At 58.5% G+C, this 11,837-nt stretch carries 11 protein-coding genes; 2 read left to right on the top strand and 9 right to left on the bottom strand.

The window, feature by feature from the left end; genetic code table 11:
• Nucleotides 1-13: 13 nt before the first annotated feature.
• From A37O_RS0102605 to A37O_RS16630, 5 genes are all read right to left on the bottom strand, one after another.
• Entirely contained in the window at nt 14-1,006 is a 993-nt protein-coding gene (locus A37O_RS0102605; protein WP_018295936.1) for a decaprenyl-phosphate phosphoribosyltransferase, read from the bottom strand.
• Nucleotides 1,003-1,509, bottom strand: coding sequence for a phosphatase PAP2 family protein (locus A37O_RS0102600; RefSeq protein WP_018295935.1), 507 nt, complete (start codon nt 1,507-1,509; stop codon nt 1,003-1,005). The genes A37O_RS0102605 and A37O_RS0102600 overlap by 4 nt, the downstream gene beginning before the upstream one ends.
• Nucleotides 1,499-3,463 carry a glycosyltransferase gene (locus A37O_RS0102595; protein WP_026196070.1) on the bottom strand — a complete coding sequence of 655 codons (1,965 nt, stop codon included), beginning with the start codon at nt 3,461-3,463 and terminating at the stop codon, nt 1,499-1,501. The genes A37O_RS0102600 and A37O_RS0102595 overlap by 11 nt, the downstream gene beginning before the upstream one ends.
• Before the next feature lie 197 nt (nt 3,464-3,660).
• Nucleotides 3,661-4,263 (bottom strand): three-helix bundle dimerization domain-containing protein, encoded by a 603-nt coding sequence (locus A37O_RS15775; protein WP_018295933.1) that lies wholly within the window; start codon nt 4,261-4,263, stop codon nt 3,661-3,663.
• A 172-nt stretch (nt 4,264-4,435) separates the two neighbouring features.
• Entirely contained in the window at nt 4,436-4,594 is a 159-nt protein-coding gene (locus A37O_RS16630; protein ID WP_018295932.1) for a hypothetical protein, read from the bottom strand.
• Nucleotides 4,595-4,860: 266 nt separating this feature from the next.
• Here A37O_RS16630 and A37O_RS16385 point away from each other — a divergent pair, with 266 nt between their 5' ends.
• Nucleotides 4,861-5,007: a hypothetical protein gene (locus tag A37O_RS16385; protein WP_018295931.1), complete on the top strand. Its 147-nt coding sequence runs from the start codon at nt 4,861-4,863 to the stop codon at nt 5,005-5,007.
• Between the two features lie 84 nt (nt 5,008-5,091).
• Here A37O_RS16385 and glf read toward each other — a convergent pair whose 3' ends face one another.
• On the bottom strand, nt 5,092-6,270 hold the full coding sequence (gene glf, locus A37O_RS0102575) for a UDP-galactopyranose mutase (protein WP_018295930.1): 1,179 nt from the start codon (nt 6,268-6,270) through the stop codon (nt 5,092-5,094).
• 213 nt (nt 6,271-6,483) lie between these two features.
• Here glf and A37O_RS0102570 point away from each other — a divergent pair, with 213 nt between their 5' ends.
• The gene (locus A37O_RS0102570) at nt 6,484-8,598 is read left to right on the top strand and encodes an N-acetylmuramoyl-L-alanine amidase (protein ID WP_026196069.1); all 2,115 of its coding nucleotides are present in this window, start codon (nt 6,484-6,486) and stop codon (nt 8,596-8,598) included.
• Here the strand turns inward: A37O_RS0102570 and glpK are convergent.
• The 3 genes from glpK to A37O_RS0102555 are packed head-to-tail and all read right to left on the bottom strand — an operon-like array spanning nt 8,595 to nt 11,837.
• Nucleotides 8,595-10,082 (bottom strand): glycerol kinase GlpK, encoded by a 1,488-nt coding sequence (gene glpK, locus A37O_RS0102565; RefSeq protein ID WP_018295928.1) that lies wholly within the window; start codon nt 10,080-10,082, stop codon nt 8,595-8,597. The genes A37O_RS0102570 and glpK overlap by 4 nt on opposite strands.
• Nucleotides 10,083-10,086: 4 nt before the next feature.
• The gene (locus A37O_RS0102560; RefSeq protein ID WP_018295927.1) at nt 10,087-10,929 is read right to left on the bottom strand and encodes a Cof-type HAD-IIB family hydrolase; all 843 of its coding nucleotides are present in this window, start codon (nt 10,927-10,929) and stop codon (nt 10,087-10,089) included.
• Nucleotides 10,930-10,958: 29 nt separating this feature from the next.
• A complete protein-coding gene (locus A37O_RS0102555) occupies nt 10,959-11,837 on the bottom strand; it encodes a lysophospholipid acyltransferase family protein (RefSeq protein ID WP_018295926.1) in 879 nt (292 codons plus the stop codon).

Raw genomic sequence — 11,837 nt, 5'->3', positions numbered from 1 at the left:
TACGTATCAAGCATTATGCCACTGCGGGGATGACGTAGACCGCCATCACAATGCAGGCGAGCCAAGCAAGGGCGAGAAGCTGCAACACGCGGTCGTTCAGGGCGATCTCGTCGGGGGCGCCACCGTGTCCACGGTCGACGTCCGCGGCGTAGCGCAGGATCGCGATCACGAATGGAACCAGCGAAATCTGGTACCAGAGCGAACCCGGACCTGGCACGCTGGCGAGTTCGAAGGCCCACAGCGCGTAGCTCATCACCACGGCCGTAGCAGCCAAAGTCCACACAAAGCGCAGGTAGGTCGGTGTGTAGCCCTGCAGCGCCTTGCGGATCTTGGCACCCGTGCGCTCCGAGAGCAACAGCTCCGCGTAGCGCTTACCGGAGGCCATGAACAGCGAACCAAAAGCTGCGACCAGCAAGAACCACTGCGACAGCTCGATGCCGGCGGCCACACCACCGGCCATTGCGCGCAGCATGAAGCCGGAGGACACTAGGGCGATGTCAATGACTGGGATGTGCTTCCAGCCGAAGCAGTACCCCAGCTGCAGCGCGATGTAGACACCGACGACTGTGGCCAGCGCAGCTCCCGAGGTGGCCAGGAAGGACAGGCCGATCGCCAGGATAATTAGCACGACCGCCATGGCGTAGGCCAGGTTGATCGGCAGCATGCCCGAAGCGATCGGGCGGAAACGCTTGGTGGGGTGCTCACGGTCAGAGTCAACGTCGCGTGCATCGTTGACCAGGTAGATCGAGGAGGCCGCCAGACAGAACACAACGAAGGCAAGAGCCACGTCGAGCAGGGTGCGGGAGTTGAAAGCCTCCGCGCCGGCGGCCAATGGCGCCGCAACAACGAGGACATTCTTGACCCACTGCTTCGGACGCAGACCCTTGATCATTGCATCAAGGAGGTTCTTCGGTGGTTTCTTCTTACGGTTATAGTCGACGCCCTCGGTGTGAGGCTCCGACTTCAAAAATGGCTCGTCTACTTGCTCGTTTTGTGGCTCGCTCACGCCGTTTTCCTCTCGATTTCAATCGCAGCACGCGCGCACGCCGCGCCCAGGACAGCACCAGCAAGGGTGTCCGTCGGGTAGTGCACTCCCAAAATCATGCGGGAGGTCATCATAATAGGAATTCCAATATACGGCACCTTCGAGCCCGTGATGTCAGCCAAACTCACCATTGCGGCTGTGGTGCTCGTCGCATGTGATGAAGGGAATGACAGCTTCGATGGCGTTCCCACTCCAATTTTGATGCGCGGATCGCTGGGGCGCTTGCGGCGCACGATGCGCTTGAGCACCACGGAGGCGGCATGCGCCGTAAAGGCACCGGCACCGAGTGCGATCCACTTGCGCTGTCGAGGCTTATCGACGATTGCCCCCGCCGCGGATAGTCCCATCCAGCCCAGGGAGTGCTCGCCGAAGTGGGACAGCGTGCGTGCGCCAGGCACGACACCGGGAACGTCGTAGAGCGCGTCTTGAATTTTGACCAGCAGGTCAACTTCTTTACTGCTCATCAAATACCTTCTTCCAGCTCTCGCGGGCAGTCAATTGTGGTTTTGCGGCGCGGTAGCTGGACTTGAGGTCGTCCCAGTTCTCGCTGATCTGCTTGTGCAGCGACTTGGTCTCGTCGAGAAGCTCTTTCGCGAGGTCGCGGTCGCGCTTGCGGAAGGCCACACCGGTGCCACCGGCGGTGGACACGGTTGCCGAATCGACGCGCGAGAGCGTGAACCAGCGTGCCTCGTCTGGTGTGAGGTTGAGCTGAGGTGCTTCCCAGTGGGCGCGGTCCTCTTTCTGCACGAGATGCTTCAATCCCTTGACAGCCCATGGGATCTTCTTGATTTTGGCGAGACGTCCACCGATGTTGCGGGTGGGTACGCCCGGCGCGCCCGTGGCCGGTGGAAGTTCGGCGGCGGACTCAATGATGACTGCATCGGAGTAGTTCTGGCGCAGTTTGTTCACGCGTGGCAGTGCGGTCTCCAGGATGTCGAAGAGCTGATCTGGGCCCTTGAGGAAGTCCTTCATGGCCTCGATTTGGATGGCCAGCGTGGAGTATTCCATGCACATGATGTGCTTATAGGTGGACTTCAGCATGGACTTCAAAATGCCCTCGACATCGCCCTCGTGGTACATCGATGCCACGATGAGACGGTTGCGCAGGTGGAAATATGCCTGCCAATCAATCGCGTCATCTTTATCTGCCCACGCCATGTGCCAGATCGCGGCACCGGGCCAGGTCACCGTTGGGAAACCTGCCTGCTTGGCGCGCAGCGCATACTCGGTGTCGTCCCACTTAATAAACAGTGGCAGCGGCAGGCCCATCTTTTCTGCGACAACACGTGGGAAGAGGTTCATCCACCAGCCGTTGTAGTCCACGTCGACGCGGCGGTGCAGCGCGCGGGAGTTTATGGAGTCTGGGTTTTTCTCGTCTTCGGGGCGACCCAGGAATCCCAGTGGGTATTTCGCGAAGTCGTGGTCGTAGACCGCGTGAGGTGCCGCGCCCCACATAAAGTCATGCGGGTTCACTGCCTCTCCGGAGGTGCGCAACTGGGAGCGATCCTGCAGGTTGAGCATTTGGCCGCCGACCAGGATCGGGCTTGCCGCGTAGCGGGCAGCTTGGACAGCGCGCAGGATGGAGTCCGGTTCAATCGCGATATCGTCATCCATGTACAGAATGTATGGTGCATCGGTCTGGCCGAGTGCCTCGTACATGATGCGGGAGTAACCGCCGGAACCGCCCAGGTTGCCCTGCGGGAAGATCTGCAGGCGATCGCCGAGATCGGATTTTGCCTGTTCAAATGTCGGTTCATCGGCCGGGTGCTGATTGCCCTGGTCAGGCATCAACACGTCGGAGATGGCGGCAAGGACCTCAGGATCTTCCGCAAGCGTGTGCAGGGCGTTGACAGCGTCTGCGGGGCGGTTGAAGGTAGGAATGCCGACGGCGACTTCCTTTGCGAACGGGCCGACCTTTGTGCCGTCTGGCATGGTCTGCGCTTCGGGTTCCTGCGAGGAGTACCAGCCGGCATTAGAGATGACTGTGTCAGTTTCTGCGGTGACATCGAACCAGAGCCAGCCGCCGTCTTCGAAGTTCTTCAGCGCCAGTGGGATTTCCACGCGCTGGGCACTTCCCGCTGCATCTGCCTCAACGACCTGATTGGTCACGGAGATACGTGTGCCGTCTTGCTTCGAGCGGTAGACCGAGATGGTCGCGGAGCCTTTAAGGTCCATGGCCAAAATGACCTGGTCGAGTTGCGACCACCGGCGCCAATACGATGCCGGGAAGGCATTGAAATACGTTTGGAAAGACACCTCTGCCCCGGCCGGCACCGTGACTTGGGTGCGATCGGGCCAGGTGAGGCGCTCTTTGTTGTGCTCGGCCTCGATGAGGTAAAGCATCCGCACGTCGTGCGGTTCACCCTTGCGGGGGAGGAGGACGCGCTGGAGCACATCGACAGCTTGCACTGTGTTCACGTTTCTCACTTTCGGTGTGGGGACACTCTTCAAACTTCTAGAGTAGTGCTTCCCTACCCTCAAGTGATGTGACGGCACGCGCCACCGGCCACTTTCGGGAGACACTTTTGGCACTTGCACGCACAAAAGAGCCGGGCCAGAACTTTGAATGTTCTGGCCCGGCTCTTTTAGTTTTCAGCTTGTGTTAGCAACCGGCCTTACTTAGCGGCCACAGCTGGCTGAGATACTTCGATCCCGAGGGATGCTGCACCAGCGTAAACGCGTGCGGTGAGATCGTCGACAAGCTCACGAACCTCGTCCATGGTCATGCCGTCGGTGCGTTCAACATCCCACACCTTGAAGCGACGGCCGCGACGGTCGCGGTCCTCGTTTTCGCCGATGTAGATGACCAAGTCTGCTGCTTGAACAGTGCGACCTTCGGCAGGCATGTCTGCAGGTGCAACCAGTCCACGCTCATCCATTACCCACTCGAGCATTTCGTCGGTGGAGTTTTCTGGGTGTGCTGGGGCTACGGATGCGACAACACGGCGGTCAGTGAGCTGACGTGCGATTGCTGCTGCGGCGCGAGCCATGGTCTGGTTTTCACGGGAGACGAACTCAATGCGCAGTGCAGGTGCTGCATAAGCCGTCAGCTCTGCATATGCATCGCGACCAGCCAGTACGGGAACGAAATCCTGTACCTTTGCCGTCTTCGAGTGAGTTTCCACTGCGTTATCGAGCACTTGATCGATGGTGGTAGTTGGAAGTGCGTACGCAAATCGTGCGTACAGGTCCTTGCGGATATTATTTAGAGCGGTCATGGCAGCCTCCTTTCATTGAGTTTTCATTGCCATGAATTGGTGGGGTGTATGAAGTTGTTGCCGTACTTTTGTTTCCGGCGGTGGGTGTCACTTTTGCCATTGGGGCTGGTGACTTTGACATTGATTCGGTTGAATTAGGTACAGACTCAGAAATCGGTCTTAGAAATTGGTCTCAGTTGCGGTGCATTTGTGCAGCCGCAGCGATCCAAGCGTTGAGGCGCTCCGCATCGCGACGCTGTTCCTCACGAATTTCTCGCGAGTTCAAGCCCTTGTCTGAAAGCTGTGTGCCGGTGTTTCCGGTGACTCGTTGTACAAAAGATTTGACGCTCATTGCAGATCCTCCTTTCGGTTTACCTTTAAGTTAACCAACCGTTCATTTGTTAACCTAGTGTTAACTTTAGCCCCTGTTTAACTTGTCGTCAAGTCTTGACCTGCATCTTTGTTTGAAAAACGCCGTATCCAGCGGGTTTATGCCAATAATGGGACAATCCCCATCGTTCACTTTAAGTTAACCTTATAGTCATTTAAGCGTCGTTTTTGCTTAATCTATTCCACACACTCGCCGTGTCGCCCGACAATCCATGAAAGAATCTCTGCATGCAGACAAATAAGGTCATGATGTCCGTTGCAGCCCTTGCCCTCATCGGTGTTGTCTTCTTCTTCATTGGTGGGACGTGGGCGAATATCGTCGGCCTCATCTTTGTCGGCGTAGCAATCGTGCTGGCCATCTTGGCGAATCGCTAAACCCCACTGACCAAGTGGTCAGTGGGGTTTCAGTCTGTACAGCAGAGCTTCGAAACGAGCTTCTCAATGAACCTCTAGATTTCTTTAGTGTCCGCGCTCCTGGTTAATCGGCTCGCCGTCCACAAAATATGGACGCAGGTGATTGTCGAACAGTGACAGTGCAGCGCCGATCGCCATATGCATATCTAGGTACTGGTAGGTTCCCAGGCGGCCACCGAAGAGCACCTTATTCTCCAGCGATTCCTGCGCAGCACGTTCGCGGTACGCGAGCAGCTTCTCGCGGTCCTCTGGCGTGTTGATTGGGTAGTAGACCTCGTCGGTGTCTTCTGCGAAGCGGGAGTATTCCTTCACAATGACAGTCTTATCCGTTGGGTAGTCACGCTCCGGATGGAAGTGACGGAACTCGTGGATGCGGGTGTATGGCACATCCGCGTCGTTGTAGTTCATCACCGGAGTGCCCTGGAAATCGCCGGTATCCTGGAGAACTTCCATGTCGAAGTCCAGAGTGCGCCAGCCCAGGCGGCCTTCGGCATAGTCAAAGTAGCGGTCGACCGGGCCCGTGTAGACGACTGGAACGCCTTCATACTGATCGCGCACATCGAACCAGTCCGTGTTCAGCTGGACATCAATCAGATCCGATGACGCCATGTTTTCCAGCCATGCGGTGTAGCCCTTCACCGGCAGGCCTTCATACTTGTCATTGAAGTAGCGGTTATTGAAGGTGTAGCGCACAGGCAGACGAGAGATGATCGACGCCGGCAGCTCCGTTGGATCGGTTTGCCACTGCTTCGCGGTGTAGTGCTTCACGAATGCCTCATAGAGTGGCTTACCAATCAAGGCAATGCCGCGCTCCTCCAGGTTCTGCGCGTCAGCGGGGTCCATGCCCTCCGTCTGCTCCTGGATCAGCGCGCGTGCTTCGTCAGGGGTGTAGTACTTGCCGAAGAACTGGTTGATCAGGCCGAGTCCCATGGGGAACTGGTAGGCGGTGCCGTCGTGCATTGCGAACACTCGGTGCTGGTAGTCCGTGAAGTCGGTGAAACGGTTGACGTATTCCCAGACCCTGTCGTTCGAGGTGTGGAACAGGTGCGCACCGTACTTGTGCACCTCGATGCCGGTTTCTGGCTCCGCCTCTGAGTACGCATTGCCACCAATGTGCTCTCGCTTCTCGACGACCAAGACTCGCTTACCCAGTTCACTTGCGGCTTGTTCCGCAACCGTTAGGCCGAAAAAGCCAGATCCAACAACAATGAGGTCATAGTTCATGACCTCTAGGCTATCGGACCTGCACCGGTGAAGCGGGTTTTACACTGGCGTGGCACCGGAGTTCCCGACAATAGTTTCCGACAAAACTAGTGAACAATGGATAAATCTTGACGAAAAACACGCCACAAATCTATCAATTTTCACACAAGTCCCATAAGATACACTTTGGCCTATTTTTATAACACCAGTATCAATTTTTTCAGGAGACTAACCGTGAATCAACGACGCAGGCTGATAAAGCCATCGTCCCCAGCCAACCCCGTGGTGGCTGTGCTGATGACTGCGGCGCTGGGAGTCACCGCAGTTTTCGGCGGAAACGCAGTTATGAATACACAGTCGCTCGGCGGTGGCAGCATTGAGGTGCAGAGCTCGAGCGCATCCTTGGCAGATGGCGAAAACGTCGTTATTGACGATGCAGCCGTAGCCACCCAGGGCGAAGGCGACGCCGCCCGCACCGTCAAGGAATTCACCCGCGACGAAAAGTTTTCTCAATTTGCTTTGACCTGGCAGGGCGACGCCGACTTTGCGGCATTCGTCCGTGCTCAGCGCGACAACGGTCAGTGGAGTGAGTGGTACGTCCTCGACCCCATTGAGCAAGAAAACACTGCTGTTAACGGCACCGAGCTGATCTACATCGAACCTACTGACCGAGTTCAGGTCAACGTGAGCAACGTCGACTTGGTCACTCCCGGCTCTGCAGCCCCTGCTGCTGAGGCTGCAGTGGAGATCCCAGCGGAGGAAGCACCGGTCGAGGACGCACCAGCAGAGCAGGCTCCCGCGGAGCAAGCTCCGGTGGAAGAGTCGCCTGCTGCCACGCCACTGCCGACTAATCACGGTGACATCCAGCCCGTCGTCGAAACAGTAGATGCACCCGCTGAGGCACCAGCAGAAAATGCGGCCCCAGCAGGAGCAACTACCGCAGCAAACATTGATGCAGTGTTCATCGATGGTGGTAGCGGAACTACCGGCGAGATTGCCCCTACCAGCACCGACGGAATGCCTCAGGTCATCTCCCGCTCGGGCTGGGGTGCCAACGAAGGCATCCGCTGCAGCAACCCCACCTACACCGATCCGGTCAAGGCCGTGACCGTGCACCACACGGCAGGTTCAAATAACTACACGGAAGCCCAGGCCGCAGGCCAGGTACGTGGCATCTACGACTACCATGCGCGCCAGCTCGGCTGGTGCGACGTGGGCTATAACGCGATGGTCGATAAGTACGGCAATATCTACGAAGGCCGCTATGGTGGCCTCGACCGCGCAGTCCAGGGTGCCCACGTGGGTGGCTTCAACAAGAACACCTGGGGCATTTCGGTCCTCGGTAACTACGAGACAGCAGCCCCAACACAGGCATCCCTCCAGGCCGTCGGCGACATGGCGGGCTGGCGCCTGGCACAGGTTGGTCAGGATCCAAATGGTCAGTCCTACCTGTCTGCGGACTTTAACTTCAGCGGTTCCAAGTACAGCACTGGACAGGGCGCGAATTTCCCGAATATCAACGCTCACCGAGATTTCCACTTCAATGCCTGCCCCGGTGGCAACCTCTACGCTCAGATGGGCACCATCCGCAGCATCGCCACGGCGAAGTACAACTCCATCCAAAATGGCACAGCCGTCACACCGGATCCAGGAACCACTGATCCAGGAACACCGGAACAGCCACCTGTTGACAGCGATGAAACCCCTGCTCCGGGCACCACGCCAGGAGACTCCGCACCTGGAGACAACGAAGGCACCGTCAACAACCCCGATGGCACCACGACCAATGTGACCAATAACGGCAGCAACGCAGCGAGCTCCGCGGACACCGTCTCCGGTTTGCTGGCAGGCGATCCTGCCGCAATTGCTACCGCAGCGGGCACCGTCGCGGGGACACTGATCTTGCTCGCAGCGTCGAACGGATCGCTTCCAGGGGAAGCCACCACAGTTGCCGATGTGGAATTGGTTCCGGGCCTGACCGTGGCCACTGTCGCCCCGTATATTGGCACGATCCTCTCGGTGACCGGTAACGATGAGTACGCCGATCTCTGGGCGGGCATCGAACCTGCCTTGGGCGCAAGCCTCGGCACTACCACTGGTGTCGGTGGTGCGCAGTACTCCTTCTACGAGGAAGGCCTCGGCGTGTACAACCCTGAGGCGGGCACCGCGGTCGCGCTCTTGGGACCAATCGCTGACGCCTGGCTGCAGCAAGGCCTAGATTTGGGACCACTCGGACTTCCGGTCGCGGATCAGTATGCCGCGAACAACGGCGACATGCGTGTGGACTTCCAGGGCGGTTCGATCAGCTACAACGCTGAGACCAACACCGTGGACATCAACGTTAACTAGGCAAGTCCGTAGGAGCGCGTCACCGCGTCTTCCCACCGCGAAATCAGCCGGTCCCGTTCAGGGCCGGCCATTTCGCTTGCCCAGGTTGATTCGTCGCCAAGCGATATTGGCTCACTGATCAACCCTGCCCCCACCGCGGCCGCCGATGCCGCGCCCATGACGGTGGTTTCGATGTTGCTTGGACGCACCACACGTGCGTCGAGGACATCGGCTTGCATCTGCATGAGCAGTTCGTTGGCGGTCATTCCCCCGTCGACGCGCAACTCGGTGAGCTTAATTCCCGTGTCCGCCTCCATCGCGCGAGTGACCTCTAAGGTTTGCAGGCAGGTCGCCTCGAGTGCGGCGCGGGCGATGTGTCGCTTATCGACGAAGCGTGTCAGCCCGGTGATGACCCCTCGGGCATCAGCGCGCCACCGTGGCGCGAAGAGCCCCGAGAAAGCCGGGACGATGGTTACTCCGGCAGTGTCTGTGACCTGTCGGGCCAGCACCTCGATCTCGCTTGCGCTAGAAATAATGCCCAGCTGATCTCGCAGCCACTGCACTAACGACCCGCCGACCGCGACTGATCCCTCGGTGGCATAGATCGGGGCGTGGCCTTCCTGCTGGTAGGCCACCGTGGTGAGCAGCCCATGCTTGGAAAAATGCGGGGTGTCACCGGTATTTAACAGCATGAATAGCCCAGTGCCGTACGTCATTTTGGCTTCGCCCTCTTCAAGGCAATTCTGGCCGAAGAGTGCTGCCTGTTGATCGCCCAGGACTCCCGTAATTGGCACTCCCGCCAGAGTTCCTCGCTGGCGGACCTGGCCAAAATTGCCAATGCTGGGTTTGATCTCGGGGAGCATGCTCAGCGGGATGCCATAATCCGCGCAAATCTCTGGGTCCCACTGGCAGGTACTAATGTCCATGAGCATCGTGCGGGACGCGTTGGTCACATCGGTGGCATGGATCGCTTCCTGCCCGTCGTCGCCGAATGCACCTCCGGTGAGCTGCCAAATCAGCCACGTATCAATCGTTCCCGCGAGCAACTCTCCGCGCTCGGCCTTTGCCCGAGCACCCTCAACATGATTGAGAATCCACGCCCACTTCGGGCCCGCTGGATAAGAATTGGCAAGCAAACCGGTGCGCGACATGTAGCGTGTCGAGTCATGGGTTTCGTCCTGGTCCGCAGTACGCGTGTCCTGCCACACGATCGCATTATAGATGGGTCGGCCGGTGGCCTTTTCCCAGATCACAGCGGTTTCACGCTGGTTGGTCACGCCGAGCGCGCTGATCTCGCCCGCAGAAACATCCAGGTCAACCATGACATCGGAGACCACCCGGCGAACATTGCGCCAGATCTCAATGGGATCGTGCTCCACCCACCCCTCGCGCTGCATGATCTGCTCGTGCTCGTATTGCGCCTGCGCAAGCACGTCCCCTTCCGGGTTCATGATGATGCACCTAGTCGAGGTGGTGCCTTGGTCGATGGCAGCGATCAGCGTCATGCAACTATTCTTGCATGTTGACCGAATTAAACCAGCCCTCCACCATCACCGCCACGCCGTATTCATCGTTGGTTGCTGTCACGGTGTCTGCCCCGTCGCGTACTTGAGGGGCGGCATTGCCCATGGCGACACCAGTTCCGGCCCACGCCAACATCTCAATATCGTTGGGCATATCACCGAACGCAGCAACATCTTTTTGCTCAATGCCGTACATCGCAGCCAGGGTAGAAACACCAGTGGCCTTGGTGACCCCCGGTGCTGACACCTCCAGCAATCCAGCGGACATGGAAAAAGTCACGTGTGCATCATCTGGGTCGATCTTTGGGGCGATGGCATCGAACATCTCCTGCGCGACCATATTGGAGTTACGCAAGATTAGCTTGACGGCTGGTTGCGATACCAGCTCGTGAACTGGGACCACGCCGTGATCCTCGGTCCACAGATCGGTACGGTACCCCGGACTTGTGAGGAAGGATTCTTCCTCCGCATCGAATGCCGATTGACCGGCGCGCTCCACGCCGAAGGCCACTCCCCCGAAAGGCTCGAATACCTCCTGGGCCGTCTCTGCAATATCCGCAAGTGTCTCAGGTGGAAGGTTGTGCGCGGTGATGATTTTGTCATCCGCGGAGTCATAGATCACCGCGCCGTTCGAACACACGCACATCGGGCGAATAGGCAACTGGTCAAGCACCGGGAAAATCCAGCGGTGCGGGCGACCCGTGGCAAGAGCAAACTTTGCGCCTGAGTTGATGGCGTTCATGACTGCGTCACGCAAGCGCGGTGTGACACGATCCTTCGAGTTCAGAAACGTCCCATCAATGTCGCTGGCGATCAGGCGGGGAGTCATAAGCTTTCGTCACGTCCTTAGCAGGGGTTCTAATTGCGCTTTTTCGCGCGTCTCCCCAGTTTACGTGACTTTTTTGCCTCTTTCTTTGCGGCCCGCTCGGCCTTGACCCGGGCATTAATCTCGTCGGCTTCTTCCGGTGTTGGCGCAGATCCTCCCATGGAGGCTGGCAGCCAATCCAGGCCGTCTTCGAAAGGGCCGAAGCGCTCGGCGTATTCCGCGCGGGATTCGTCGAGAAGCTTTTGCATCGCTGCCTTCAGGCGAACGATGACCTCTTCGGGGTCGCCGCTGGTGTCAACTGGTGCGCCGTAGCGGATGATTGCCGGATAACCGTTACGGCCGAGTTCTTTCTTCCGGCCTTTTGTCCAAAAGCGCTGCGACCCCCACGTGACCATGGGCACCAATGGGGCATCTGCCTGCTGCGCAATGCGCGCCGCACCGTTTTTGAACGTAGCGAGCTCGAAGGAACGAGAAATCGTTGCCTCGGGGAATATTCCTACCAGCTGGCCCGCCTTGACACGCTCGACCGCAAGACCGACGCTGCCGCCGCCCGCGGAGCGATCCACGGGCACGTGGTCCATGTAGCGCATCGCCGTTCCCACGAGCGGGGTATCGAAGACTTCCTTCTTCGCCATGAAACGCAACAGCCGCTGTCCGCGGACGTGCGGGCCGACCTCGCCGAAGATGAAGTCGTAATAGCCGGTGTGATTCATGGCGACAATCGCGCCACCATCGGTGGGCAGGTGCTCCGCGCCGTAGACGGTGACGGGGATTTTTTGGAACCGCAGCAGCGCCTTCAAACGCCTAATGACGAATTGGTAGAAGCGCTCGTGCGCCTCGACCGGGTGGCCTGGAACTTCCGGGAGGTCTGCGGGTACTTCGAATTGCCCGCCTGCGATGCGATAGTCCAT

It is taken from the genome of Corynebacterium lubricantis DSM 45231 (genome assembly GCF_000379425.1).
GTDB lineage: Bacteria > Actinomycetota > Actinomycetes > Mycobacteriales > Mycobacteriaceae > Corynebacterium > Corynebacterium lubricantis.
This window is presented reverse-complemented; position numbering and strand designations above follow the sequence as displayed.